The following is a 24,415-nucleotide window of genomic DNA, read 5'->3' as shown; positions in this document are numbered from 1 at the left end:
CAGCACCAGCACCTCACAGCTGCCCCTGCTGGACAGCCGGCGCAGTTGCAGGGGTACCGGTTGCCCAGCAGCGTGCCCGGGTGTGTCCTGCGTCGCAAGACACCCGCGGCGATGGGGAGGACCGGCATGACCCTCGAGCAGGCACTCGCCGACGAGCGCGCGGCGCAGCTGGACCCCGAGCAGCTCCGGCAGCTGGTCGGTCTGGTCGACCACGACCCCTCCGCCGATCCCTTCCCGGTGTCGGGGTGGGACTCGCTGGTGTGGGTGGTCGGCAACGCGACCCAGGCGGCGCACTTCTACCAGTCGGCGTTCGGCATGGAGCTGGTCGCGTACTCCGGCCCGGAGACCGGCAACCGCGACTCCGTCGCGTACGTGCTGCGGTCCGGGGCGGCGCGGTTCGTGCTCACCGGCGCGTACGACCCGGCCAGTCCGCTGGCCGACCACCACCGCCGGCACGGCGACGGCATCGTCGACATCTCGCTGACGGTGCCCGACGTCGACCGCTGCATCGCCCACGCTGCGGCGTCCGGCGCCACCGTGCTCGAGCAGCCGCACGACGTCACCGACGAGCACGGCACCGTGCGCATGGCGGCCATCGCGGCCTACGGCGACACCCGGCACACGCTCGTGGACCGGTCCCGGTACTCCGGCCCGCACCTGCCCGGCTTCGTGGCCCGCAGCTCCACCCACGTCCGGCGCCCCGGCGCGCCCGCGCGGCTGTTCCAGGCCATCGACCACGTGGTGGGCAACGTCGAGCTCGGCGCCATGGACGAGTGGGTGGCCTTCTACAACCGGGTCATGGGCTTCACCAACCTCGCGGAGTTCGTCGGCGAGGACATCGCCACCGAGTACTCGGCGCTGATGAGCAAGGTCGTCGCCAACGGCAACCACCGGGTGAAGTTCCCGCTCAACGAGCCGGCACCGGGCAAGAAGCGCTCCCAGATCGACGAGTACCTGGAGTACTACGGCGGCCCCGGCGCCCAGCACGTGGCCCTGGCCACCGGCGACATCCTGGGCACGGTGGACGCCCTGCGCGCCGAGGGCATCGAGTTCCTCGCCACCCCGGACTCCTACTACGAGGACCCGGAGCTGCGGGCGCGGATCGGCGAGGTGCGGGTGCCGATCGAGGAGCTGCAGTCGCGCGGCATCCTGGTCGACCGCGACGAGGACGGCTACCTGCTGCAGATCTTCACCAAGCCGACCGGCGACCGGCCCACGGTCTTCCTCGAGCTCATCGAGCGGCACGGTTCGCTCGGGTTCGGCAAGGGCAACTTCAAGGCCCTGTTCCAGGCCATCGAGCGGGAGCAGGCTCGGCGCGGGAACTTCTGAGCGGGCGCGCGGCAGGGGAGCGGTCATGGCCTTCTACCGGCGGGTGGGCGAGGTCCCGCCCAAGCGGCACACGCAGTTCCGCCGTCCCGACGGCGGGCTGTACTCCGAGGAGCTCGTCGGCGAGGAGGGCTTCTCCTCGGACTCCTCGCTGCTCTACCACCGCGGCGTGCCGTCGGCGATCGTCGACGCGCGCCCGTGGGAGCTGCCCGACCAGACGCTGACCCCCAACGCGCCGCTGCTGCCCCGGCACCTGCGGCTGCACGACCTCTTCCCGGGCGAGGAGCACAAGGCGGTCGACCCGGTCACCGGCCGGCGGCTGGTGCTGGGCAACGCCGACGTCCGCATCTCGTACGCGGTCAGCTCGCTGACCAGCCCGTACTACCGCAACGCCACCGGCGACGAGTGCGTCTACGTCGAGCGCGGCGCCGCGGTGCTGGAGACGACGTTCGGCGCGCTGGAGGTCGGGCCGGGCGACTTCGTCGTCGTCCCGCGGGCCACGACCCACCGCTGGGTGCCCACCGGCGACGAGCCGCTGCGCACCTACGCCGTCGAGGCCAACTCGCACATCAGCCCGCCCAAGCGGTACCTGTCCCGGTACGGGCAGTTCCTCGAGCACGCCCCCTACTGCGAGCGCGACCTGCGGGCCCCGGCCGAGCCGCTGCTGGGCGAGGGGCGCGACGTCGAGGTGTACGTCAAGCACCGCGGCCCGGGCCCGGGCGGGCTGGCCGGCACCGTGCACGTCGTCCCGGAGCACCCGTTCGACGTCGTCGGCTGGGACGGCTGCCTGTACCCCTACGCGTTCGACGTCGCCGACTTCGAGCCGATCACCGGCCGCGTGCACCAGCCGCCGCCGGTGCACCAGGTCTTCGAGGGCGCCGGCTTCGTGATCTGCGCGTTCGTGCCGCGCAAGCTCGACTACCACCCGCTGGCGGTCCCGCTGCCCTACTACCACGCCAACGTCGACAGCGACGAGGTCATGTTCTACGTCGACGGCGACTACAGCGCCCGCCGGGGCTCGGGCATCGGCCGGGGCTCGGTCTCCCTGCACCCCGGCGGGCACACCCACGGCCCGCAGCCCGGCGCCGTGGAGGCCGCGCTGGGCGCGGAGCGCTCGGACGAGCTCGCGGTCATGGTCGACACCTTCCGCCCGCTGGAGCTCGGCGAGGCCGGCGTCGCCGCCGACGACGGCCGCTACGCGTGGAGCTGGGCCGGGCGCGGGCCGTCGGCATGAGCGGCACCTGGCTCGACCTGCCCGCAGGCACCGGCTTCGGGCTCGGCAACCTGCCGTACGGGGTCTTCTCGACGCCCGGCACGGCGCCGCGCACCGGCGTGGCGGTCGGCGACTCGGTGCTCGACCTGGCCGCCGCGACCGGCGACCCGGCGCACGCCACCGGCTCGCTCAACGCCTTCCTGGCCCGCGGGCCGGCGGCGTGGCGCGAGCTGCGCGCCCGGGTCACCGACTGGCTCACCGACCCAGCCGCCCGCGACCGGGTCGCGCCGCACCTGGTGCCCCGGGACGACGTCACGCTGCACCTGCCCGTCGAGGTGGCCGACTACGTCGACTTCTACAGCTCCCAGCACCACGCGGAGAACCTCGGCCGGATCCTGCGTCCGGGCTCGCCGCCGCTGCTGCCGAACTGGAAGCACCTGCCGGTCGGCTACCACGGCCGCGCCGGGACCGTGCGGGTCTCGGGGACCCCCGTCGTCCGCCCACGCGGTCAGCGTCCGGGCTCGGGCGACGCGCCGCCCACCTTCGGCCCGTCGCAGCGGCTGGACATCGAGGCCGAGGTCGGCTTCGTCGTCGGCACCCCCTCGGCGCTGGGCAGCCCGGTGCCGCTGGGCGCCTTCCCCGACCACGTGTTCGGGGTCTGCCTGGTCAACGACTGGTCGGCCCGCGACCTGCAGGCCTGGGAGTACGTGCCGCTGGGACCGTTCCTCGGCAAGTCGTTCCTGACCTCGGTGTCGCCGTGGGTGGTACCGCTGGCGGCGCTCGAGGCGGCACGCGTCCCGGCGCCGGCGCGGGACGTGCCGCTGCTGCCCTACCTCGACGACGCCGACGACCCCTGGGCGCTGGACCTCACCCTCGAGGTCCGGCTCAACGGCGAGGTGGTCAGCCGCCCGCCGTTCGCCGGCCTGTACTGGACCCCGGCCCAGCAGCTGGCCCACCTGACGGTCAACGGAGCCGCGCTGCGGACAGGGGACCTCTACGCCTCCGGCACGGTCAGCGGGCCCCGGCCCGACCAGCGCGGCTCGCTGATGGAGCTGTCGTGGGGGGGCACCGAGCCGCTGCGGCTCGCCGACGGGACGACCCGCACCTTCCTCGAGGACGGCGACGAGGTCACCGTCAGCGCCACCGCACCCGGCAGCGGCGGCGAGCGGATCTGCCTCGGCGAGGTGACCGGACGGGTCGTGCCGGCCGGGCACGCGGACGGCGAGTAGCGGGAGGAGCACGAGTCATGTTCGAGGACGGGCAGCTGTACTCCCCGGTCGAGGAGCACGACGACGGGAGCGTGACGGTCCACCTCGCGCCGAACCACCCGGGCGTGGCGGACCCGGTCTACCTGGCGCGGCGCAGCGCGATCGCGCGGGTGGCGCTGGGCTGGCGGCCGGGGGAGCCGGTGCCGGCCGTCGACTACACCGACGAGGAGCACCAGGTCTGGCGGACGGTCTGCCGCGAGCTGACGGTCAAGCACCGGCGGTACGCGCACTCGGCCTACCTGGAGGCGTGGGAGGCCGTCGGCCTGCCCACCGACCGCGTCCCCCAGCTCACCGAGGTGTCCGAGCGGGTGGGCGCCCGCACCGGCTTCACCTTCGACCCGGCCCCCGGGCTCGTGCCGCTGCGCACGTTCTACGGGGCGCTCGCCGACCGGACGTTCCACTCCACCCAGTACCTGCGCCACCCCTCCCAGCCGCTGTACACGCCCGAGCCCGACCTGGTGCACGAGGTCATCGGGCACGGGGTGCTGCTGGCCTCGCCGCCGTTCGCCGAGCTGCACCGGCTGACGGGGGAGGCGGCCCGCCGGCTCGAGGACGAGGCCGCCCTCCGCTTCCTGGCCAAGGTCTTCTGGTTCACCTGCGAGTTCGGTGTCATCGCCGAGCGCGGCGAGCTGCGCTGCTACGGCGCGGGCCTGCTGTCGTCCTACGGCGAGATCGAGGAGTTCCGCTCGGTCGACATCCGGCCGCTGGACCTGCTGGCGATGGGCACCGCCGAGTACGACATCACCCACTTCCAGCCGGTGCTCTACCGCGCTGAGTCGCTGGACCACCTGCTGGACTCGGTCGGCGGGTTCTTCGCCACGATGGACGACGAGACGCCGCAGCGACTCCGGCTCGCCTCGGCGTCCACCTGACGCCACCGCGGCCCGTGCCCGGCCCGCGCACGTCGCGGGTGTTCCTCGTGCGTTGCCGGTCCCGCAGCACCCGCGACGCACGGACACCACCGGCAACGTGCCGGTCGCGGCGTGTAGACGGACGGCCGGGGGAACGCGCACGTCGTTTGGCGGCCGGTCCGCGCGGCTAGGGGGCATCGGCGCCGCGCGTCCGCCGGCGCCGCCCCCGGACGACGAGGAGCCGCCGTGCCCGCCACCCCCGGTCCGACGGCGCTGTGGCTGGTGCGGCACGGGGAGAGCCAGGGCAACGTCGCCGACGCCGCCGCGGGCCGGACCGGCGCGGCCCGATTGCAGCTCGACGTCCGCGACCCCGACGTCCCGCTGTCCGACACGGGCCGCCGCCAGGCCGAGGCGCTGGGCGCCTGGCTGGGGGAGCTGCCCGCCGACCGGCGGCCCACCGCGCTGCTCAGCTCGCCGTTCACCCGCGCCGCGGACACGCTGGACATCGCGGTGCGGACGGCGGGGCTGGACCTGCCCGTCCGCTACGACGAGCGGCTCCGCGAGCGGGACTTCGGCGCCTTCGACGGGATGACCGGCACCGGCATCCGAGCCGAGTACCCGGAGGAGGCGCAGCGCCGCGACCTGCTCGGCAAGTTCTACTACCGGCCCCCGGGTGGCGAGAGCTGGGCCGACGTCGCGCTCCGGGTGCGCAGCGTGCTCATGGGCGCCCGCCTGGACTCGCCCGGCGAGCGGCTGCTCGTCACCTCGCACCAGGCGGTGATCATGGTGTTCCGCTACGTACTGGACGGGCTGACCGAGAAGGAGCTGCTCGACCTCGAGAAGCGTGACCCGGTGGCCAACTGCTCGGTGACCCGCTACGAGGCCGGCGAGGACGGCTCGCTGCAGCTCGTCGAGGCCAACGCGGTGGGCCACCTGACCCGCGCGCAGGAGCCCGTGACCGAGGAGGAGCCCGTGCCCGCGGAGCCGGGGGTCGGCCGTGGCTGACCGGGACCACGAGCTGGTCACCCCGCAGCTGCTGCGCCGCTGGCGGCTGCCGGCGCCGACCGGCGGCAAGGAGTCCCGCGGCCGGATCCTCATCGTCGGCGGCAGCGCCGAGGTCCCCGGCGCCGTGCTGCTGGCCGCGGAGGCGGCGATGCGGGCGGGCGCCGGCAAGCTCCAGGTGGCGACGGCGGCCAGCGTCGCCAGCACGCTGTCGGTCGCGCTGCCCGAGGCGCTGGTGCGCGGGCTGGAGGAGACGCCGGGCGGCGCCCTGTCCGCGGACGCCGTCGACCGGCTGGAGGGCCTGGCCGACGGGGCCTCCGCCGTCCTGGTCGGCCCGGGGATGACCGACGTCGAGGAGGCCCAGCGCCTCACCGACCGGCTGCTGCCGCACCTGGGCTGCCCGGTGGTGCTCGACGCCCTCGGCATCGCCAGCGTCACCGCGGACCCCGGCTGCCTGCGCCGGCTGGAGGGCCGGGCGGTGCTCACGCCCAACCCGAGCGAGCTGGCGCTGACCCTGCACCGGGAGCAGGCCGACGTGGACGACGACCCCGCCGGCGCCGCCCTGGAGCTGGCCGAGCAGGCCGGTGCCGTGGTGGCCGTCGGCGGCGTCGTCTCGTGGATCGCCTCGCCCGACGGGTCGTTGTGGCGCGACGAGAGCGGCGGCGCCGGCCTGGGGGTCTCCGGCTCCGGCGACGTGCGGGCCGGGGTGACCGCCGGCCTGCTCGCCCGCGGCGCCGAGCCGGACCAGGCCGCCGTGTGGGCCGCCCACCTGCACGGCCGGGCGGGGGAGCGGCTCGCCGCGGCCATCGGGGGCCTCGGCTTCCTCGCCCGCGAGCTGCCGGCGGAGATCCCGCGGGTCCAGGCGGAGATCGAGATCTGACCGCGCCGGACCCGCGGCGGCTCAGCCGGCGTGCGGCCGGACGATCGTGTTGATCATCGGGTGCACCTCGGCGGTGGCCGTCCCCGAGGTGACGGCCGGGTCGCCGGCCCGCACCCGGTCCACCTCCGCCGGGTCGTCGACCTCGAGCAGGCCCAGTCCCCACGCCCCGGCCGGGTCGACGACCGGGCCGAAGGCGACCGCCGTGCCGCCGTCCATCAGGCCCCGCCAGTAGGCGGCGTGCTCGGCCATGACCGCGGCCTCCTCCGGCGTCATGGTGAAGGCGAAGTCCGGCCGCGGCGGCAGGAGCCGGTAGAGGAAGTGCTGCTTGTCGCTCACGGGGTCTCCTCGGCGTCGTCGGTGCGGAGGTCGGGGGAGGGGGCCCCGCCGAGCGAGGCCGTGAAGGAGCCGAGGATCGTCGCCCAGCCCCGGGTGAACGAGCCACCGGCGTAGCCGCCGGGCAGGGCGCAGTCGGCGCCGAGCTCGGCGTCGCTCAGCGCCTCCCAGCCGCGGTGCTCGACCGCGACGAGGGTGCGCTCCGCGCCCAGGGCGGTGAAGGTGAGCTCCACCTCGGTGGGCGTCCCGGTCACCAGCCAGCTCATGGCGAACCGGTGCGGCGGCTCCCACACCCGCACGGTTCCCCAGTCGACGGTGCTCCCGTCGTCCCAGGTCTCGAAGACCCGGCCGCCGAGGCGCTGCTCGAACGTCACGTCCCGCACCCGCCCGCCGCCGGCGGAGAAGGGCTCCACCGGCCACCAGGCGCCGATCGAGGCCACGAAGACCTCGAAGGTGTGCGCGCGGTCGCTGGCCACCACGGTCGACTGGCGGATCGGCGGGCGGCGCAGCGGGAGCACCGTCGCGCCGGCGGGCTCAGGAGCGGTCGTCATCGTCGTCCTCCACACCGCGGTCCCGCGCGGCACGGTCGGCCTCCACCAGGCGCCGCGCGTCATCCAACGCCGACGACCACATCTGGTCCAGGAACTCCCGCAGCTCGGCCAACCCCTCCGGCCGCGCCCGGTACAGCCGCCGGGTGCCCTCCCGCCGCTCGGACAGCAGCCCGGCGTTCTTCAGCACGGTGAGGTGCTGGCTGACCGCGGTCCGGGTCACCTCGAACGCCGCCGCGATCTCGCCGGCCGCCAGCTCGTCGTGCGCCACCAGCCGCAGGATCGCCCGCCGGCGGGGCTCGGCCAGCGCGCGCATCGCCTCGTCCAGCGGCTCCCCGGCCGCCGGCGCTGCCGCGGGCACCGTCAGTCCCAGAGCCCGACGGCGTTGCCGTCGGGGTCGGCGAACAGGGCGAACCGCCCGTAGCCGGCCGGCAGGTCGGTCGGCGGCACCAGCCGCGTCCCGCCCAGCTGCTCGGCGCGCTGCAGCGCCGCCTCCAGGTCGTCCACGCGGACGTAGATGCGGACGCCGGCCGTGTCGCCGTCCTCGACCGGCCCGATGCCGCCGCCGATCGCGGCCTCGCCCGCGGCCGTGTCCACCAGGCCGTAGCCGCCCATCTCCGGGTCGGCGGCCACCTGCCAGCCGAACAGCTCGCCGTAGAACCGCTGCGCCCGCTCCGCGTCGGGGCTGCTCACCTCGAAGAACGCCACCGGAGCACCCATGTCCCGCCTCCACTCGCTCGGTCATCCGTCAGTGATCGCGAACGTTAGCAGCTACTGACGGAGGAGTACAAGGGGCGGCAGCGGGGCGAGTGACCTGGATCACGGGCCCGGCGGCACGCGGGCGGGAATGACCTGTTCACCGGTGAGCCGGTCTCTGCGTAGGGTGGCCGACCGCGACGTCGCCGGGCCGCCCTCACCGTCGGGTGCGCGTTCCGGGACCACCCCCCGCAGCGCGGTGAGCACGAGGAGGACGAGCCCCAGCATGAGCAGCCAGACGAGGCCCTTCACGACCGCGCCGGCGATCGCCGCCCCGAGCCGGACGACGACGAGGACGGCGACGAGGACGGCGACGAGCGCGAGGAACTGCACGGGGACCTCCGGGGGCGCGTGGGGACGGCGCTGACCCCGGGCCCGGCCGCGGCCCGAACCCTCCCGCCCGGCCGGCATCCCGCGCCCGGCCCCGCGCTCCCCCCGAGGGGTGGGATCCGCACGGGATCCGGGCCCGCCGGGTCTCGCGCGGTCAAGGCCGGTGTCCGGCCCGCCGATGAGGGGTCCGACAGCGCGCCGCCGCGACGAGTGGGGAGTCAGGTGTGACCGAGACAGTGGCCGTCCCCGGGACGCGGCTCCCCGCCCGCGGGGACGCGTTCGGCGCCCTCGACCCTGCCCGAGTGGTCGCCCGTCCCGTCGCCCGCCCGCGGCGGACCCGGCTGCGTGGTCCCGGCGGGCTGCCCTGGTGGTGCGAGATCGGCCTGCTGGCCGTCCTCTACGCCCTCTACTCCCTCGTCCGCAACAGCGTCGGGGACGTCAGCTCCGTCGCGTTCGCGAACGCGGCGGCGATCCTGGACCTCGAGGACGCCTGGGACCTCGCCGTGGAGCGCGGGCTCAACGACTGGGTGCAGGGCTCCGGCGTGCTGTCCGCGGCGGTGGCGCTGCACTACGCCACGCTGCACTTCCTGGTAACGCCGGCCGTCCTGATCTGGCTCTACCGCCGGCGGCGCGACCGGTACCGCGTGGTCAGCGCCACCCTCATGGCCAGCACCGCGGTGGCGCTGCTCGGCTTCTACCTCATGCCGACCGCCCCGCCGCGCCTGCTGCGGTCGGAGAGCTTCGTCGACGTGATGAGCCAGACGGCCAGCTGGGGCTGGTGGCCCTCCTCCGGGGCGCCGGCCAGCGACGCCATCAGCAACCAGTTCGCCGCGATGCCCTCGCTGCACTGCGCCTGGGCGCTGTGGTGCGGGATCGTCCTGGTCGCGATGGTGCGCCGCACCTGGGTCCGCGTGCTGGGCGTGCTGTACCCGCTGAGCACCTTCTTCGTCGTCATGGGGTCGGGCAACCACTTCCTGCTCGACGTGGTGGCCGGCGTGGCCCTGCTCCTCGTCGTCGGCGGCGCGGTCCTCCTCGGGGTCCGGCAGCTGCGCAACCGGCGGACCGCGACCGTCGTCTGACGGCGCGTGGCGGGCCCGCCGTGCGGCGGGACCGGGCGAACGCGCTGCTCACCGCCGCGGGCGGTCCTCGCATAAGGTGACCCTCCGCAGCGCCGCCGGACCCGCCGACCGCGCTCTGCCGCAGGTCGAGCCGCCGCGGGGGGTCGTCGGGGTCCACGCTCCCGCGGCGCGGGCGCCGTCCGGAGACGGTCAGGCCCGGATCCCGGCCGGCCGATGAGGGACGGGGGACGCCCGCGGGGGCCGAGATGGGGAGGGTGCGTGACCGAGACCGTGGCCGTGAGCGGCACCCGGGCGCCCGGGGACCTGCTCGGCACCCCGCAGCCCGCCGCGACGACCGCCGGACCGGCGCGCCGCACCCGCGTCGCCCGCCTGCTGCGCCCGGCCGGGGTGCCGTGGTGGTTCGAGTTCGTGCTGCTCTACGGCCTGTACCGGTTCTACTCCCACGTCCGCAACGGCGTCGGTGAGGTCCACTCCGAGGCCTACGCCAACGCCGACGCGATCCTGCGGTTCGAGGACGCCTGGGGCCTGGCCTGGGAGCGCGGCCTGAACGCGCTGGCGCACGGCTCGGACGCGCTGCGGTCGGTGGTGGCGCTGCACTACGCCTCGTTCCACCTCTACCTCACCCCGGTCGTCCTCATCTGGCTGTACCGCCGCCGCCGCGCGCACTACCGGCTGGCCAGCAACGTCTGGATGGGGACGACGTTCTTCGCGCTCGTCGGCTTCTACCTGTGGCCCACCGCCCCGCCGCGGCTGGTGCCGGCCGAGGGCTTCGTCGACGTCATGCGGCTCACCTCGTCCTGGGGGTGGTGGCCGACCTCCGGGTCGCCGGCCAGCAACGCCATCAGCAACCAGTTCGCCGCGATGCCGTCGCTGCACTGCGCCTGGGCGGCGTGGTGCGGGATCGTGGTGTTCCTCCTGGTCCGCCGCCCCTGGGTGCGGGTGCTCGCGGTGCTGTACCCGCTGACCACGTTCGTCGTCGTCATGGCCACCGGCAACCACTACCTGCTCGACGTGGTCGCCGGCGTCGGGCTGCTCGTGCTGGTGGGCGGCGTGCTGCTGCTCGGCACCCGGCACGTACGCGCCCGGCGGGTCGCGGCAGCCGCCGGATGACGGCGCTCGCCGGTCCGCCCGCGGCGCCCCGGCGGGGGCTGGCGCCGGCCGCGGTGACGCTCGGGCCGGTGCTCGCGGCCGTCGTCGCGGTGCTGGCCGTGTGGCTGCTCGACCCGCCGCTGGCCGACGTCCAGGCGGCGCTGGCCCGCCAGGAGGCCGCCGACGCCGGGGTCGGCGTCACCTACTGGTTCGGCTGGTTCGGCGGGATCTCGCCGGGCGCCTACTCGTCGCTGGTGCCCTTCCTGTCCCTGGTCGTCGGGTCGCGCGCGCTGGTGCTGCTGGCGCCGCTGGCCGTCGTCGCGATGGCCTTCCCGCTGTCGCGGGGGACCGCCCACCCCGTCCTGTTCCGCTACGCGGTGGCCGCCGCGGCGGTCGGCAACCTGCTCGCCGGGCGGGTGGCCTTCGCGGTCGGCGCGGCGATCGCGATCGCCGGTGCGCTGGCGCTGCGCGGCCGGCGGCACGCGCTGGGCGCCGTCCTCGTCGCGTTCTCCGGCCTGGCCAGCCCGCTCGTGCCGGCCTTCGCGGGGCTGGTGGCGCTGCCGCTGCTCGCCCGCGGCGGGCACCGCTCCCCGGGCGTGCGTGCCGCCCTGGCCGGCGCCGGCGCCGGGGTGGTCGTGCCGGTCGCCCTGTTCGGCGCCCCCGGGGCCTACCAGTTCCCGTGGACGACGCTGGCCCTGACGCTGGCCGCGGCGGCGGCGGTGTGGCCGGCGCTGCGCAGCACGCCGCAGCGCTGGCTGGCGCCGCTGACCGGCGCGGCCGCGCTGCTGCTGTTCCTGGTGCCCACCGGCGTCGGCGCGAACATGGGCCGCTTCGCCTACCTGGTGCTGCCGTGCGTCGTCGTGGCCTGGTCCCGCTGGGACCGCCGCCCGCTGCTGCTGGCGCTGCTGCCGGCGCTGGGCTGGACGGCGTTCGCGGCGGCGCGCGACGAGGTCACCGCGCTCAGCGACGGCTACCGGGCCGAGGCCTACGCCGGGCTGCGGGCCGAGCTGCTCGGCCGCGCCGACCTCGCCGGGCACCGGGTGGAGCTGGTCGACAACTGGTCGCGGGCCGGCTCCCACGAGCTCGGCCCCGAGGTCGCGCTGGCCCGCGGCTGGGAGGACCAGACCGACAACCACCGCAACGGCGAGTTCTTCGAGCCCGGCGGGCCCGACGCCGCCGGCTACCGGCAGTGGCTGGCGGAGAACGCGGTCGCCTACATCGCGGTCGCGGCCGACCCGGTGGCCCGCGACCTCCCCGAGGCCGAGCTGGTGGGCTCGGGGCTGCCCTACCTGACCCTGGTGTGGCAGGACGAGCAGTGGACGCTCTACCGGGTCGACGCCCCGACGCCGATCGTGCCCGAGCCGCTGGCCCTGGTCTCCACCACGCCGGCCGAGCTCGTCGTCGCCGTCCCCGACACCGCGTCGCACGAGGTGCGCGTCCGGCCCAGCCGCTACCTGGTGGCCCGCAGCACCGTCGACCCGGAGACCACCGCCTGCCTCACCCCCACCCCCGACGGCTGGGTCACGCTGCAGGCGCCCCGGCCGGGCACCTACGAGCTCGAGGGCGAGTTCTCGCTGGCGACGGTGTTCGGCGACGACCCCGACGGCTGCGGGTAGCCGCGCGGGCGCCGGGAGCCGTCGGCGACGATGACCGCATGACCTTCCGCGCGGCCGACGACCGCTACGCGTCCATGTCCTACCGCCGCACCGGCCGCAGCGGCCTCGACCTGCCGGCGATCAGCCTCGGGCTGTGGCACAACTTCGGCGACGACGTCCCCCTGGAGCGGCAGCGGGCCGTCCTGCGCCGGGCCTTCGACCTCGGGATCACCCACTTCGACCTGGCCAACAACTACGGGCCGCCCTACGGCTCGGCGGAGACCAACTTCGGCCGGCACCTGCGCGACGACTTCCGCCCGTACCGCGACGAGCTGGTGATCTCGACCAAGGCGGGCTGGGACATGTGGCCCGGCCCCTACGGCCAGGGCGGCGGCTCCCGGAAGTACGTGCTGGCCAGCCTGGACCAGTCGCTGCGGCGGATGGGCCTGGAGTACGTCGACGTCTTCTACTCCCACCGGCCCGACCCCACGACGCCGCTGGAGGAGACGATGGGCGCCCTGGACACCGCGGTGCGGTCCGGGCGCGCCCTCTACGCGGGGATCTCCTCGTACTCGCCGGCCGACACCGCCCGCGCCGCGGCGATCCTCGCCGACCTCGGGACGCCGCTGCTGATCCACCAGCCCTCGTACTCGATGCTCAACCGCTGGATCGAGACCGAGGGGCTGCTCGACACGCTGGCCGAGGTCGGCGCGGGCTGCATCGCCTTCTCCCCGCTGGCCCAGGGCATGCTCACCGACCGGTACCTGGACGGCGTCCCCGAGGGGTCGCGGGCCACCCAGGGCAAGTCGCTGACGCCGGACCTGCTCACCGACGAGGCGCTGACCCACGTGCGCGCGCTGCACGCGATGGCGGCCGACCGCGGCCAGTCGCTGGCGCAGATGGCGCTGGCGTGGGCGCTGCGCGACCCCCGCGTGACCAGCGTGCTGATCGGCGCCAGCAGCGCCGGCCAGCTCGAGCAGAACGTCGCGGCCCTGGCCCACCCCGACTTCTCCGACGAGGAGCTCGCCCGCATCGACCAGCACGCCGTCGACGCCGGCATCGACCTGTGGGCGGGGGCCCGGACCGCGGAGCGCGACACGGCCTGACGGCGAAGGGCCGGGATCCTCCTGGCCGGGATCGCGGCCCGACGGGAGTCAGCCCGCGATCCCGGCCAGGAGCCAGTCCAGCCCGCGCTCGTAGGTCCGGTCCAGGTCGGCCCGCCGCTGCGCGGGGTCGGCGTCGGTGAAGCCCGGCCGCACCTCGAAGGCGGCGAAGCCGATCGTGTAGACGACCAGCACCCGCAGCGCCTCCCGCGCCGGCGCGCCCGTCACCCCGCCGCGGGCCAGCAGCGCGGTCACGCCCTCGCCGAGCCGCCGGGCGTGCGGCCCGCGCGAGCCGCGGCCGAGCGTCAGGGGCACGAGCTGGGGGGATCCCAGGAGGGCGCGGTGGCTCGCGGCCATGAGGTCGCGCAACCCCGTGCGCCAGTCGACGTCCGGCGCCGGGTCGGGCACCGCGGCGAGGGCGTCGTCGACGAGGGCCTCCAGGAGCTCGTCCTTGTCGGCGACGTGGCTGTACAGCGCGTTCGGGCGCACGCCGAGCCGGGCGGCCAGGGCGCGCATGGTGAGGGCGTCGGCGCCGCCCTCGGCCAGCAGCGCCCGGGCCCCGGCGAGCACCTGGTCGCGGCTGAGCCCGGCCCGCTGACCGGGGGTGCGGCGGTTCTCCACGGTGGCGAACTGTACGCCGTCCAGTTATATTGGACAGCGTACAGCTCATCCGATCCGAGGAGTCCCCATGGCCACCGTCGCGCTGTTCCACTCCGTCCTCGGCGTCCGGCCGGGCGTGCTCGACGCGGCCGACCGGCTGCGCGCCGCCGGGCACGAGGTACGCGTCGTCGACCAGTACGACGGCCGCGTCTTCGACGGCTACGAGGAGGCCGCGGCGTTCGCCGAGGCCATCGGCTACCCGGCGCTCATGGCCCGCGCGGAGGCCGCGGTCGCCGACCTCCCCGACGGCCTCGTCGTCGCCGGCTTCTCCAACGGCGGGGGCATGGCCGAGCACGTCGCGACGCGGCGGCGGGTGAGCGGCGCCGTCCTGCTCTCGGGCGCGCTGCCGCTGGAGCTGCTGGGTGCCCCCGGCTGGCCGGCCGGCGTCCCGGCGCAGCTGCACTACGCCCTCGGCGACCCGTTCCGCCGGCAGGACTGGGTCGACGCGGTGCTCGGCGCGGTCCGCGCCGCGGGGGCGCCCGCCGAGAGCTTCGACTACGCCGGGACCGGCCACCTGTTCACCGACGCGTCGCTGCCCGACGAGCACGACGCGGCGGCGACGGAGCTGCTGTGGTCGCGGGTGCTCGCCTTCGTCGGCGGGCTGCCGGCCTGAGGTCAGCCGCGGCGGCGGGTCACCACGACCGCGGTCAGCAGCACCGCGGCCAGGCCGCCGACCTGCAGCACCGGCGCGGTGAGCGGGGCGAGCTCGAGCAGGGCCGCGCCGGCCGCCGCGCCGACGACCAGGCCGGCGAGGATCTCCAGGCTGCCGCGCACCTCGCCCAGGCCCTTGCCCGCGGTCAGCTTCATGACCACCGTGGTGAGCGTGCCGGTGAGGTAGGTCGTCGACAGCCCGTTCACGCCGAACCGCTGCACGGTGCTGCTCTGGATGCCCAGCGCGCAGGCCATCGTGAACAGCAGCACCTGGGTGAGCACCGACCCCGGCTCCCCGCCGGAGACCCACCACCCCACCGCGTAGGCGGTGAGCAGCGCCAGCTCGACGGCCAGCCCGACCGTCACCGGCCGCGGCCACACGGCGTCCCCCGGACGCGCGCCGCCGGCCAGGCGCGCGCCCAGCCAGGCGCCGATGCAGAAGGCGACGATCGCGCCACCCGAGGCGATCGCCAGCGCGCCGTCGACGGTGCTCGCCGAGACGCCGAGGATCACCAGGTTGCCGGTCATCACGCTGGTGAAGGCGCCGCCGAGGGCGATCAGGCCGATCGCGTCCGTGGCCCCGCTGACCACGGCCAGGACGACGACGAGGGCCTGTCGCAGGCCGGTGGTCATCCGGTCGGCCGGGCGCGCGGTGGGCGCGGTCGGGGCGGCGGGCACGGGGGAGGTGGTGCTGGTGGATCCGGGCACGGTCAGCAGTCTCCCGGGCTCCCCCGGAGGTGTCTTGGTCGAAGTGCCCACCGATCCCGGCCATCCCTGTGCACCTTGACCGTGAGCCAGACCATTGAGCTGGGTCAGACTGGGTACCGCAAGCCACAGACCTGGAGCCGATCGAGAGAAGGCGATCCCATGACCCAGACGCTCGCTCCCACCACCGGGCTGCTCGGCCCCGAGGAGTTCCGCGCCGCGATGCTGGACGCGATCAAGGGCCGCGAGGCCAAGAACGCGTCGTTCAGCAAGGCGTGGGCCGAGGGCAAGCTCCAGCGCCACCACTTCGCCCGGTGGGCCGAGAACCACTACCAGTACGTCGGCCCGTTCGCCGACTACCTGGGCATCGTGTACGCCAACACCCCGGACACCTGCACCGAGGCGAAGGACTTCCTCCTCCAGAACATGTACGAGGAGGAGCTGGCCGACATCCGCCACACCGACCTGCTCATCCGCTTCGGCGAGGCCTGCGGGACCACCCGGGAGCGCATCGAGGACCCGAACAACGCCAACGCGGTGACCCGCGGCCTGCAGGCCTGGTGCTACGCGACCGCCTACCGCGAGCACTTCGTGGTGGCCACCGCCGCCCTGGTCGTCGGCCTCGAGTCCCAGGTCCCGGACATCTACAAGAAGCAGATCGTCCCGCTGCGCGAGACCTACGGCTTCACCGAGGACGAGATCGAGTTCTTCGACCTCCACATCACCTCGGACGTCGTCCACGGCGAGCGCGGCTTCCAGATCGTGCTCGAGCACGCCAACACCGTCGAGCTGCAGCAGCGCTGCCTGCAGTTCATCCGGTGGGGCGCGGAGATGCGCTTCAGCTACACCAAGTCGCTCTACGACTCCTACGTCGCCCCCGACCTCGAGGGTGCCCAGGCCTGACCCTCCGTCCGGCCACGAGCGGGGTGCCGGGGACGCCCGTCCCCGGCACCCCGCTCGGCTGTTCACCGACCTCTCTCCCCATCGCCGCCCCAGACCACCGGAGGAACCCATGAGCGAGTGGGTGCACGTCGCCGAGCTCAAGGAGCTCGCCCGGCGCAAGAAGAAGCAGGTGACCGTCGACGGCTCCCCCGTGGCGCTGTTCCTCATCGACGACGAGGTGTTCGCGCTCGACGACGTGTGCGTGCACAAGGAGCGGTTCCTCTCCAAGGGCACGATCCTCGACGGCCAGGTGATCTGCCCCGGGCACCAGTGGAAGTTCGACCCGCGCACCGGCCGACCGGAGGACCAGCCCGGCTGCCAGGCCACCTGGCCGGTGATGGTGACGGAGGAGGGTGCCGTGCTCGTCGGGCGGGCGCCGGCCACGCCGCGGGAGAGCAGTGGCCTGGAGGACGCCCCGGCGGTGACTCCGTGACCGCGGCGCAGACGGTCGTGGTCGTGGGGGCCGGGCACGTCGCCGCCGCCCTGTCCCGCACTCTGCGCCGGCGGGGGTTCGCCGGACCCGTCGTGATCGTCGGGGACGAGCCGACCGGCCCCTACCAGCGGCCGATGCTGTCCAAGGAGCGCCTGGCCGGCGCCGGCGAGGCCGGTCTGTGGCTGCTCGACCCGGAGTGGTGCGCGGCCAACGACGTGACCCTGCGCACCGGCTCCCCGGTGGAGCGCATCGACGCCGGCGGCGCCTCGGTGCTGCTGGAGGACGGCAGCAGCGTCGCGGCCGACCTGGTCGTGCTCGCCACCGGCGGCCGGCCTCGCCGGCTGCCCGGCGTCGAGGGGGACCGCGTGCACACCATCCGCACGCTGGCCGACAGCGACCGGCTGCGCGACCGGCTCGCCCCGGGCCGCCGCATCGGCGTCCTGGGGGGTGGCTTCCTCGGCACCGAGGTCGCCGCCGCCGCCGTCGGCCGCGGGGCCGAGGCGGTCGTCTTCGACCGCGACCCGCTGATCCTGGCCCGCGGCCTGGGGGCCGACATCGGCACCGCCGTGCAGGCGCTGCACGCCGACCGCGGCGTGGAGTTCCGCCTCGGCCGGCCGATCCACTCGATCGAGGTCCGCGGCGACGGCGTCACGCTGAGCCGGGACGGCGGTACCGAGACCGTGGACGAGCTGGTCGTGTGCATCGGCATCGAGCCCAACACCGAGGTCGCCGTCCGCTCCGGCCTCGTCGTCGGCAACGGCGTCGAGGTGGACGCGGAGTGCCGCACCTCCGTCCCCACCGTCTTCGCCGCCGGCGACGTCGCCGCCCACGACCACCCGCGGTACGGCCGGCTGCGCGTCGAGCACGTCGACGTGGCGCAGCAGCAGGCCGCGGCCATCGGGAAGACGATCGCCGGCAAGCCGGCCACCTTCGCCGACCCCCACTGGTTCTGGACCGACCAGTACGACGTCAACATCCAGGGTCTCGGCCTCGGGGGCATCCGCCCGGGCGACGAGATGGTCAGCCGCGGCGACCTGTCCGCGCTCGACGGCACGGTGTTCTGGCTGCGCGACGGCGTGGTGGTCGCGGCCGCCAGCGTCGAGCGGGGCGAGGACGTGTCCGTCGCCCGCGAGCTGATCGACCTGGAGATCCCGGTGCGGGCCGAGCAGCTCGCCGACACCGACGTCGAGCTCGAGGAGCTGCTCGACGCCGAGGAGGTCAACGCCTGATGACTGCCGTCAAGAACCTGATCGAGGGCCAGTGGGTCGACTCGGTCACCGGCCGCACCAACGAGCGGCGCAACCCCGCCGACGAGCGGGACCTCGTCAGCGTCTACCCCGAGTCCGACGCCAAGGACGCCGAGGCCGCGGTCGCCGGCGTCCAGGCCGGGTGGCAGGAGTGGGCGGCCAAGACCCCCGAGCAGCGCGGCGCGGTGCTCGAGCGGGCCGCCGCCGTCCTCGAGGGGCAGCGCGCCTCGCTGGTCGAGGAGGTCGTCCGCGAGGAGGGCAAGACCCGCGCCGAGGCCACCATGGAGGTCTCGCGGACGCCGATGAACCTGCGCTTCTACGCCGGGGAGGCGCTGCGCACCACTGGCCAGACGATCCCCAGCAGCGACGGCAGCCTGCTGTTCACCTGGCGCGGCCCGGTCGGCGTGGTCGCCGCGATCACCCCGTGGAACTTCCCGCTCAACATCCCCTCCCGCAAGCTCGGCCCGGCCCTGGCCGCCGGCAACGGCGTGGTGTTCAAGCCCAGCGAGGTCACCCCGCTGCTGGGCAACCGCCTGGTCGAGGCGCTGCTGGAAGCCGGCGTCCCCGCCGGCGCCCTCGCCGTCCTGCACGGCGGCGCCGAGGTGTCCAAGGCGCTGGTCGCCGACGACCGGCTCGACGCGGTCACCTTCACCGGCTCCACCGCGGTGGGCGAGTCGATCCACTCCGCGGTGCGCGCCAGCCAGCGCACCCAGCTGGAGATGGGCGGCAAGAACCCGATGATCGTGCTGGAGGACGCCGACCTCGACCGCGCCGCCGCGCTCGTCGCCAAGGGTGGGTTCGGGCTCGCGGGTCAGGCCTGCACCGGCACCAGCCGCGTGCTCGTCCACGACGCGGTGCACGACGCGCTGGTCGAGCGGATCGTCGCCAAGGCGGAGGCCCTGCGGCTGGGCAACGGCCTGGCCGACGGCGTCGACGCCGGCCCGCAGGCCACCGCGCGGCAGAAGGAGAACGTCGTCGGCCACATCCGGCGAGCCCTGGATGCCGGCTCCCGCCTGGTCACCGGCGGTCCCGACGCCCCCGAGGGCGAGGACCTCGCGCACGGCCACTTCGTCCGGCCGACCGTCTTCACCGACGTCGACCCGGACTCGGCCCTGGCGAAGGAGGAGGTCTTCGGCCCGGTGCTCGCGGTGCTGCGCGTCGGGTCCTTCGACGAGGCGATCCGGCTCGCCGGCGCCACCCGGTACGGCTTGTCCGCCGGGATCGTCACCAACGACCTGACCCGGGCCCTGCGCTTCGCTCGCGAGGTTCCCGCCGGTCTGGTGAAGATCAACCAGACCACCACCGGTCAGTCCATGAACGCGCCCTTCGGTGGTCTCAAGGACAGCAGCACGCAGACCTCGAAGGAGCAGGCAGGAGAAGCGATGATGACCTTCTACACGGCCGACAAGACGGTGTACCTGAGCGCATGAGCACCCCGGAGAACACCGTGTCCGACACCTCCAAGCCCACGCCGGTCAGCGACGCGGAGCTCGCCGCGGCCAGCACCGAGTGCCAGTTCGTCCGCATCTGCCGCAAGGGCCAGGTGCCCGAGGGGTACGTGCGGCGCTTCTACGCCGAGACGGAGAAGGGGCAGCTGGAGATCGCCGTGGCCCGCCTCGACGGCAAGGCCTACGCGACCTCGAACTACTGCACCCACCTGGACTGCCTGCTCAGCTCGGGCAAGCTGCAGGACGACGGCATCCGCTGCTCCTGCCACAACAGCGTCTTCGACCTGGGCACGGGCGCGCCGATCCAGCCGCCGGCCACCGAGCCGATCCGCACCTACCCCGTCCGCGAGGAGGACGGCCAGGTGCTGGTGGGCATCTCCGAGCGCGACGTGCTCGAGGGCGGCCCCCGCCGGCGGAAGCCCCCGGCGGCCGGCTGATGGCGGCCGGCACCGGCACCTGGACGCCGGGGGAGGAGGCCGGGCGCGGGCCGACGATCGCCACCGGGGGCATGGTCACCAGCAGCTCCCCGGCGGTCAGCCAGCTCGGTGCCGCCGTGCTGTCCGGTGGCGGCAACGCGGTCGACGCCGCGCTGGCGATGACGGCCATGGCCTGGCTGACCCTGCCCGGCCAGTGCGGCATCGGCGGTGACGCGTTCTTCGTCGTCCGCGAGCCCGACGGCCGGGTGTGGACCGTCAACGGCAGCGGCTACGGGCCCGACGGCGCCTCGGCGGAGGCCTACCTCGACGAGGGGCTGACCGCGCTGCCGCTGGGCGGCGCCCGCTCGGTCGCCGTCCCCGGCGCCCTGGGCGCGATCGCCGCGCTGCACGCGGCCGGCGCCACCCGGTCGCTGGCCGAGCTGTGGGCGCCGGTCGCCGCCGCGGCCCGGGCCGGGGTGCCGTGCTCGGTGAAGAACCGGGCCGACATCACCGAGCACGCCGGGTCGCTGGTCCGCGACGACGGGCTCAGCCGCTGGCTGATGCCCGGCGGCCGGCTGCCCGCGGTCGGTGACCGGCTGCCGGCGCCGGAGCTGGCCGACAGCATCGAGCTGCTGGCCGCCGACCCCCTGGCGCTGTACCGCGGGGAGCTGGCCGAGCGGGCCGTCGCGCTGCTGCGCGACGGCGGCGCACCCTTCTCCGGCGACGAGTGGGCCGACGCGGCCGACGCGCCCGTGCTCGACCCGATCGTGGCGCCCTACGGCGACCTGCTCGTGCACCAGACCCCGCCGCCCACCCCGGGCTGGATGGTGCTGCAGCAGGCCGGCCTGCTCGACGGCGACCTCACCGGGCTGCCGACCCTGGGCGGCGACGCGGTCCACCGGATGACGCTGGCCGCCCGCCGGGCCTTCCGCGACCGCTACGAGCGCTGCGGCTCCGACACCGACGAGTGGCGCGGCCTGCTCGACCCGGAGACGCTCGCGCGCACCCGCCGGGAGCTCGCCGAGGAGCCGGAGGTGGTCGGGATGGGCGTCGGCACGGCCGGCGACACCACCAGCTGCCTGGCCGTCGACGCCGACGGCCGCGCCGTCAGCGCCATCTCCTCGCTGGCCTTCACCTACGGCGCGCGCATCTCGGTGCCGGGCACCCAGATCGCGCTGAACAACCGGCTCGGCCGCGGCGCCTACCTGGTGCCCGGCCACCCCAACGCGCTGGCGCCGCGGCGCAAGCCGCTGCACACGCTCAACGCCTGGGTCGTGACCGACCGTGCCGGCGGGCTCCGCCACGTGGGCAACACCCCCGGCGGCGACGGTCAGGTGCAGTGGAACATGCAGCTGATCTCGCACCTGGTCGACGGCGGGCTCGACCCGCAGGCCGCGGTGGCCGCGCCCCGGTTCACCGTGCACCCCGGCAGCGACGCCGACGCGGTGGGCAGCCCGGAGACCCTGCAGGTGGAGAGCCGGCTGGGCGCGGCCACCATCGCCGAGCTCGAGCAGCGGGGGCACGTCGTCCGCGACATGGGCGCGTGGGGCGCCGGCGGCAGCGGGCTGGTCGTGTCGGTCGACGCCGAGCGCGGCGTGCTGGCCGGCGGGGCGGACCCGCGTCAGGACGGGGTGGCGCTCGGTGTCTGAGACGCAGCGGCAGACCGCCGTCCCGCCGCAGGGGGCCTACGTGCCGGCCGTCGTCCACGGCGGCATGGTCTGGACGGCGGGGATGACCCCCCGGCGCAACGGGGAGCTGCTCGTCCGCGGCACCGTCGGCCGGGAGGTCGACCTCGACACCGCCCGCGAGGCGGCGGGCATCGCGGCGGGCAACACGCTCACCGCGGTCGCCGAGGCCCTCGGCTCGCTCGACGCGGTGGAGCGGTGCCTGAAGCTGACCGTGTTCGTCGCGGCCGTCGACGGGTTCACCCAGCACGCGGCGGTCGCCGACGGTGCGTCGGTGGTCCTGGCCGAGCGGCTCGGGGAGCGGGGCGTCGTCGCCCGCAGCGCGATCGGGGTGGCGACGCTGCCCTCCGGCGCGCCGGTCGAGGTCGAGTTGCTCGCCGCCGTCCGCGGCGGCTGAGACGCAGGCCGCCGTCCGCGGCGGCCGACGTCCCGGCGAACCCCTGTCAGGACGCGACAGGGCCCGCCTCCCCAGGACGGGAGGCGGGCCCAGGCGCGTGTGCAGCGCCGACCTCAGGGGCGCTGGCCGACGCCGACCTGCGCGATGTGGTCGGCGAAGGCCTGCAGGCCCGCGGCGCCGACGGCCTTGTCCTGCTCGCCGTTACCGCCGCTGACCCCGAGCCCGCCGACGATCTGGCCCTCGTGCACGATCGGGAAGCCGCCGACGAAGATCGCGAACTTGCCGGGCAGCATCTGGTTGATCCCGAACGCCTCGTTGCCGGGCAGGGCCGGGCCGTTCGGCGGCTCGTTGAACAGGTGGGTGGCCCGCTCGTGGCCGGCGGCGGTGAACGCCTTGGCGATCGAGATCTCCACCCCGGTCAGCCGAGCCCCGGGCAGCCGGTGCAGGGCCACGACGTTGCCGCCGTCGTCCACCACGCACAGGGTCTGCTTGACGCCGATCTCCTCGGCCTTGGCCCGGGCGGCCTGCAGCACCGGCAGGGCGTCGTCGAGGGTGATCCGGAAGACCTGGTGCACGAGACTCTCCTCCTCCGGCCGCAGCCGGCCGATCGACAGCCGTCCCCCGAACGGGGCAGGACGGCGGGAACCCCACCCTCGCGGGCTGACATGACCGACAGCAATGGTGACACTGCCCGCCCGAGCGGGTATGCACTTGTGCACTCTGACCGAAGGGGCAGCTCATGCCGCACGCCCACTCCGACGACGCGCTGACCCTGGCCCGCCTGCTCCAGGAGCCGGCCCTGCGCCGGGCGCGGATCCACGCCGGCCGCGCCGGCGCGGTGACCCGTCTGGACTGGGTCGTGCCGTGGCAGGCGGCGATGGCTCAGGAGGAGCCGCTGAGCGGCGTCCTCGTGCACGCGCATTCCACGGACCTCGCCCAGGCGGGCATGTTCCTGGACCAGGCCGCCGCGCAGGTGGCCGCCCGGGGTGCGGCCGCGCTGCTCGTCGACGGGCACACCGCCGGTCCGGCCGACGCCGGCGCCGCCTCGCGGCTGCCGCTGGCCACGATGGTCGACCAGGTGCCGTTCACCACGGTCAGCCGGCTGGTCGCCGAGCTGACCCTCGCGCGGGAGACGCACGACCTGCGGTACGGGCTGACCGTCCACCGGGCGCTGGCAGACCTCCTCTACCGGGGCGCGGAGCTGGCGGCGCTGTGCAGCCAGATGTCGCGGATGTCGCGGCGACCGGTCGCCGTGTTCGACACGTCGGGTGGGCTGGCCGCCCTCGAGCAGCCGCTGCCCCGGGCGGTGGAGGGTGACGCGCTGGCTGCCGCCTTCTCCGCGCAGGCCGAGCGGCTCGGGGTGGCGGGGGAGCCGAAGGAGCTGCACCCCCGACTGGCCGAGATCGTCCTCGACGGCCGCCAGCTGGTCTGCGTGCTCACCCCGATCGTGCTCGGCGGGCGGCACGACGGGTGGATCCTGCTGCTGGAGGAGAGCGACGACCCGCATCCCCACGACCTGGCGCAGCACCGGGTGCTCGTCGAGCAGGCCGCCTCGATCGTCGGCACGGAGATGCTGCGGCTGCGCAGCGTCCAGCGGGCCAAGGAGCAGGCGCGGGGCGACTTCGTGCACGGCCTGCTGCACGGGCGGTTCGCGACGCTGGAGGACATCAGCGCCCGGGCGACGCACTACCAGTTCCCGGTGCGCTCCTGGTTCGGTGTCGTCGTCGCCTCGGGGCTGACCACCGCGGCCGACGCGGACTCGACCACCCGGTTGCAGGGGATCGCGGTGCAGGCGGCCCGGTTGCTGCCCGAGCAGGACCGGCACACCCAGGCCGCGATGGTCGGCGACGTGCTCGTCGTCGTCCGCGAGGCTGCCCGCCGCGGGACCATGGGGACCCCGGACAACGCCACGGCCACCATCGGCGAGTACGCGACCGCGCTGCACCGGTACCTCTCCCGCCGCAAGGACCAGGGCGGTCGGCCGGTCCGGGTCGCCTACGGGCGGCCGGTGGTGGGGGCGCTCGCCATCCCCGACAGCTACCGGGAGGCCCGTCTCGCGCACGGGCTGCAGGGCCGGCTCGGGCTGCCGCCCGTGTGCGGCTACCAGGAGTTGCGGGTGCACGCCGTGCTGGAGGGCGTGGCGACCAGCCGCACCGGCCGCTCCTTCGCGACCGACGTGCTGGCGCCGCTGCGCGACCCGGCTGCCGGAGAGCTCGAGGCCACCGTGCTCGCCTACGTGGCGGCCGGTGGCAACGTCAACGCCGCCGCCCGCGACCTGCACATCCACCGCAACACGATGCTCTACAAGCTGGACCGGGCCTCGCGGTTGCTCGGCATGGACCTGCGGCAGGCGGAGAACCAGTTCGCCGTGTGGCTCGCGCACACCCTCGACATGCTGGCCGACACCGGCGCCGAGGTGGACCGGGTGGTCCGGCCGGCGTGACGCCGGCCGGACCAC

27 protein-coding genes are annotated in these 24,415 nt (G+C 75.2%); 19 read left to right on the top strand and 8 right to left on the bottom strand.

What is annotated here, in order from left to right:
- Positions 1-126 precede the first annotated feature (126 nt).
- The 6 genes from hppD to ACI79F_RS19145 all read left to right on the top strand — a co-directional run bounded on the left by hppD (position 127) and on the right by ACI79F_RS19145 (position 6,540).
- Positions 127-1,329, top strand: coding sequence for a 4-hydroxyphenylpyruvate dioxygenase (hppD, locus tag ACI79F_RS19170; RefSeq protein ID WP_456546421.1), 1,203 nt, complete (start codon positions 127-129; stop codon positions 1,327-1,329).
- A 25-nt stretch (positions 1,330-1,354) separates the two neighbouring features.
- Positions 1,355-2,560, top strand: coding sequence for a homogentisate 1,2-dioxygenase (locus ACI79F_RS19165; RefSeq protein WP_456546420.1), 1,206 nt, complete (start codon positions 1,355-1,357; stop codon positions 2,558-2,560).
- Positions 2,527-3,768 (top strand): fumarylacetoacetase, encoded by a 1,242-nt coding sequence (gene fahA, locus ACI79F_RS19160; RefSeq protein ID WP_456546419.1) that lies wholly within the window; start codon positions 2,527-2,529, stop codon positions 3,766-3,768. Before ACI79F_RS19165 ends, fahA begins: the two co-directional genes overlap by 34 nt.
- Positions 3,769-3,785: 17 nt before the next feature.
- Positions 3,786-4,679: a phenylalanine 4-monooxygenase gene (locus ACI79F_RS19155; protein ID WP_456546418.1), complete on the top strand. Its 894-nt coding sequence runs from the start codon at positions 3,786-3,788 to the stop codon at positions 4,677-4,679.
- Between the two features lie 225 nt (positions 4,680-4,904).
- A complete protein-coding gene (locus ACI79F_RS19150) occupies positions 4,905-5,663 on the top strand; it encodes a histidine phosphatase family protein (protein WP_456546417.1) in 759 nt (252 codons plus the stop codon).
- On the top strand, positions 5,656-6,540 hold the full coding sequence (locus ACI79F_RS19145; RefSeq protein ID WP_456546416.1) for an NAD(P)H-hydrate dehydratase: 885 nt from the start codon (positions 5,656-5,658) through the stop codon (positions 6,538-6,540). Before ACI79F_RS19150 ends, ACI79F_RS19145 begins: the two co-directional genes overlap by 8 nt.
- Positions 6,541-6,561: 21 nt before the next feature.
- Here the strand turns inward: ACI79F_RS19145 and ACI79F_RS19140 are convergent, their stop codons facing one another.
- The 5 genes from ACI79F_RS19140 to ACI79F_RS19120 all read right to left on the bottom strand — a co-directional run bounded on the left by ACI79F_RS19140 (position 6,562) and on the right by ACI79F_RS19120 (position 8,510).
- Positions 6,562-6,876, bottom strand: a complete 315-nt coding sequence (locus tag ACI79F_RS19140) for a YciI family protein (protein ID WP_456546415.1) — start codon at positions 6,874-6,876, stop codon at positions 6,562-6,564.
- Entirely contained in the window at positions 6,873-7,424 is a 552-nt protein-coding gene (locus tag ACI79F_RS19135; protein ID WP_456546414.1) for an SRPBCC domain-containing protein, read from the bottom strand. Before ACI79F_RS19135 ends, ACI79F_RS19140 begins: the two co-directional genes overlap by 4 nt.
- Complete coding sequence (locus ACI79F_RS19130) at positions 7,408-7,782, bottom strand: ArsR/SmtB family transcription factor (protein ID WP_456546413.1); 375 nt, start codon at positions 7,780-7,782, stop codon at positions 7,408-7,410. Before ACI79F_RS19130 ends, ACI79F_RS19135 begins: the two co-directional genes overlap by 17 nt.
- 2 nt (positions 7,783-7,784) lie before the next feature.
- Entirely contained in the window at positions 7,785-8,141 is a 357-nt protein-coding gene (locus ACI79F_RS19125; protein WP_456546412.1) for a VOC family protein, read from the bottom strand.
- A 99-nt stretch (positions 8,142-8,240) separates the two neighbouring features.
- Positions 8,241-8,510 (bottom strand): hypothetical protein, encoded by a 270-nt coding sequence (locus tag ACI79F_RS19120; RefSeq protein ID WP_456546411.1) that lies wholly within the window; start codon positions 8,508-8,510, stop codon positions 8,241-8,243.
- Positions 8,511-8,731: 221 nt separating this feature from the next.
- Here ACI79F_RS19120 and ACI79F_RS19115 point away from each other — a divergent pair, with 221 nt between their 5' ends.
- The 4 genes from ACI79F_RS19115 (at position 8,732) to mgrA (ending at position 13,376) form a co-directional block, all read left to right on the top strand.
- Complete coding sequence (locus ACI79F_RS19115) at positions 8,732-9,586, top strand: phosphatase PAP2 family protein (RefSeq protein ID WP_456546410.1); 855 nt, start codon at positions 8,732-8,734, stop codon at positions 9,584-9,586.
- Between the two features lie 258 nt (positions 9,587-9,844).
- On the top strand, positions 9,845-10,696 hold the full coding sequence (locus tag ACI79F_RS19110) for a phosphatase PAP2 family protein (protein ID WP_456546409.1): 852 nt from the start codon (positions 9,845-9,847) through the stop codon (positions 10,694-10,696).
- The gene (locus ACI79F_RS19105; RefSeq protein ID WP_456546408.1) at positions 10,693-12,291 is read left to right on the top strand and encodes a hypothetical protein; all 1,599 of its coding nucleotides are present in this window, start codon (positions 10,693-10,695) and stop codon (positions 12,289-12,291) included. Before ACI79F_RS19110 ends, ACI79F_RS19105 begins: the two co-directional genes overlap by 4 nt.
- A 38-nt stretch (positions 12,292-12,329) precedes the next feature.
- Complete coding sequence (gene mgrA, locus ACI79F_RS19100) at positions 12,330-13,376, top strand: L-glyceraldehyde 3-phosphate reductase (RefSeq protein WP_456546407.1); 1,047 nt, start codon at positions 12,330-12,332, stop codon at positions 13,374-13,376.
- 48 nt (positions 13,377-13,424) lie between these two features.
- Here mgrA and ACI79F_RS19095 read toward each other — a convergent pair whose 3' ends face one another.
- Positions 13,425-13,994 (bottom strand): TetR/AcrR family transcriptional regulator, encoded by a 570-nt coding sequence (locus ACI79F_RS19095; RefSeq protein ID WP_456546406.1) that lies wholly within the window; start codon positions 13,992-13,994, stop codon positions 13,425-13,427.
- A 67-nt stretch (positions 13,995-14,061) separates the two neighbouring features.
- Here ACI79F_RS19095 and ACI79F_RS19090 point away from each other — a divergent pair, with 67 nt between their 5' ends.
- Positions 14,062-14,646, top strand: a complete 585-nt coding sequence (locus ACI79F_RS19090; RefSeq protein ID WP_456546405.1) for a dienelactone hydrolase family protein — start codon at positions 14,062-14,064, stop codon at positions 14,644-14,646.
- Positions 14,647-14,648: 2 nt separating this feature from the next.
- Here ACI79F_RS19090 and ACI79F_RS19085 read toward each other — a convergent pair whose 3' ends face one another.
- A complete protein-coding gene (locus ACI79F_RS19085) occupies positions 14,649-15,392 on the bottom strand; it encodes a YoaK family protein (RefSeq protein WP_456546404.1) in 744 nt (247 codons plus the stop codon).
- A gap of 159 nt (positions 15,393-15,551) precedes the next feature.
- On the opposite strand from ACI79F_RS19085, the gene ACI79F_RS19080 reads away from it, so the two are divergent.
- The 7 genes from ACI79F_RS19080 (at position 15,552) to ACI79F_RS19050 (ending at position 21,957) form a co-directional block, all read left to right on the top strand.
- Entirely contained in the window at positions 15,552-16,292 is a 741-nt protein-coding gene (locus ACI79F_RS19080) for a TenA family transcriptional regulator (RefSeq protein ID WP_456546403.1), read from the top strand.
- A gap of 109 nt (positions 16,293-16,401) precedes the next feature.
- Positions 16,402-16,764: a Rieske (2Fe-2S) protein gene (locus ACI79F_RS19075; protein ID WP_456546402.1), complete on the top strand. Its 363-nt coding sequence runs from the start codon at positions 16,402-16,404 to the stop codon at positions 16,762-16,764.
- Complete coding sequence (locus tag ACI79F_RS19070; protein WP_456546401.1) at positions 16,761-17,993, top strand: NAD(P)/FAD-dependent oxidoreductase; 1,233 nt, start codon at positions 16,761-16,763, stop codon at positions 17,991-17,993. The genes ACI79F_RS19075 and ACI79F_RS19070 overlap by 4 nt, the downstream gene beginning before the upstream one ends.
- The gene (locus tag ACI79F_RS19065) at positions 17,993-19,441 is read left to right on the top strand and encodes an aldehyde dehydrogenase family protein (protein WP_456546400.1); all 1,449 of its coding nucleotides are present in this window, start codon (positions 17,993-17,995) and stop codon (positions 19,439-19,441) included. Before ACI79F_RS19070 ends, ACI79F_RS19065 begins: the two co-directional genes overlap by 1 nt.
- A complete protein-coding gene (locus tag ACI79F_RS19060; RefSeq protein WP_456546399.1) occupies positions 19,438-19,896 on the top strand; it encodes a Rieske (2Fe-2S) protein in 459 nt (152 codons plus the stop codon). The genes ACI79F_RS19065 and ACI79F_RS19060 overlap by 4 nt, the downstream gene beginning before the upstream one ends.
- Positions 19,896-21,524 carry a gamma-glutamyltransferase family protein gene (locus ACI79F_RS19055; RefSeq protein ID WP_456546398.1) on the top strand — a complete coding sequence of 543 codons (1,629 nt, stop codon included), beginning with the start codon at positions 19,896-19,898 and terminating at the stop codon, positions 21,522-21,524. The genes ACI79F_RS19060 and ACI79F_RS19055 overlap by 1 nt, the downstream gene beginning before the upstream one ends.
- Positions 21,517-21,957: a RidA family protein gene (locus ACI79F_RS19050; RefSeq protein WP_456546397.1), complete on the top strand. Its 441-nt coding sequence runs from the start codon at positions 21,517-21,519 to the stop codon at positions 21,955-21,957. The genes ACI79F_RS19055 and ACI79F_RS19050 overlap by 8 nt, the downstream gene beginning before the upstream one ends.
- Before the next feature lie 113 nt (positions 21,958-22,070).
- Here ACI79F_RS19050 and ACI79F_RS19045 read toward each other — a convergent pair whose 3' ends face one another.
- Entirely contained in the window at positions 22,071-22,532 is a 462-nt protein-coding gene (locus tag ACI79F_RS19045; protein ID WP_456546396.1) for a GlcG/HbpS family heme-binding protein, read from the bottom strand.
- A gap of 164 nt (positions 22,533-22,696) precedes the next feature.
- On the opposite strand from ACI79F_RS19045, the gene ACI79F_RS19040 reads away from it, so the two are divergent.
- Positions 22,697-24,400, top strand: coding sequence for a PucR family transcriptional regulator (locus ACI79F_RS19040; protein WP_456546395.1), 1,704 nt, complete (start codon positions 22,697-22,699; stop codon positions 24,398-24,400).
- Positions 24,401-24,415: the final 15 nt, after the last annotated feature.

Source organism: Blastococcus sp. SYSU D00868 (genome assembly GCF_054050575.1).
Note: the sequence above shows the minus strand (reverse complement) of the source record. Positions and strands in the feature narration are given on the sequence as shown.

Coding starts and splice junctions, on each gene's coding strand:
- ACI79F_RS19040 (WP_456546395.1), top strand. CDS start 22,697: ATGCCGCACGCCCACTCCGACGACGCGCTGACCCTGGCCCGCCTGCTC.
- mgrA (WP_456546407.1), top strand. CDS start 12,330: ATGACCTTCCGCGCGGCCGACGACCGCTACGCGTCCATGTCCTACCGC.
- ACI79F_RS19155 (WP_456546418.1), top strand. CDS start 3,786: ATGTTCGAGGACGGGCAGCTGTACTCCCCGGTCGAGGAGCACGACGAC.
- ACI79F_RS19060 (WP_456546399.1), top strand. CDS start 19,438: ATGAGCACCCCGGAGAACACCGTGTCCGACACCTCCAAGCCCACGCCG.
- ACI79F_RS19090 (WP_456546405.1), top strand. CDS start 14,062: ATGGCCACCGTCGCGCTGTTCCACTCCGTCCTCGGCGTCCGGCCGGGC.
- hppD (WP_456546421.1), top strand. CDS start 127: ATGACCCTCGAGCAGGCACTCGCCGACGAGCGCGCGGCGCAGCTGGAC.
- ACI79F_RS19075 (WP_456546402.1), top strand. CDS start 16,402: ATGAGCGAGTGGGTGCACGTCGCCGAGCTCAAGGAGCTCGCCCGGCGC.
- ACI79F_RS19105 (WP_456546408.1), top strand. CDS start 10,693: ATGACGGCGCTCGCCGGTCCGCCCGCGGCGCCCCGGCGGGGGCTGGCG.
- ACI79F_RS19165 (WP_456546420.1), top strand. CDS start 1,355: ATGGCCTTCTACCGGCGGGTGGGCGAGGTCCCGCCCAAGCGGCACACG.
- ACI79F_RS19055 (WP_456546398.1), top strand. CDS start 19,896: ATGGCGGCCGGCACCGGCACCTGGACGCCGGGGGAGGAGGCCGGGCGC.
- ACI79F_RS19135 (WP_456546414.1), bottom strand. CDS start 7,424: ATGACGACCGCTCCTGAGCCCGCCGGCGCGACGGTGCTCCCGCTGCGC.
- ACI79F_RS19080 (WP_456546403.1), top strand. CDS start 15,552: ATGACCCAGACGCTCGCTCCCACCACCGGGCTGCTCGGCCCCGAGGAG.
- ACI79F_RS19065 (WP_456546400.1), top strand. CDS start 17,993: ATGACTGCCGTCAAGAACCTGATCGAGGGCCAGTGGGTCGACTCGGTC.
- ACI79F_RS19125 (WP_456546412.1), bottom strand. CDS start 8,141: ATGGGTGCTCCGGTGGCGTTCTTCGAGGTGAGCAGCCCCGACGCGGAG.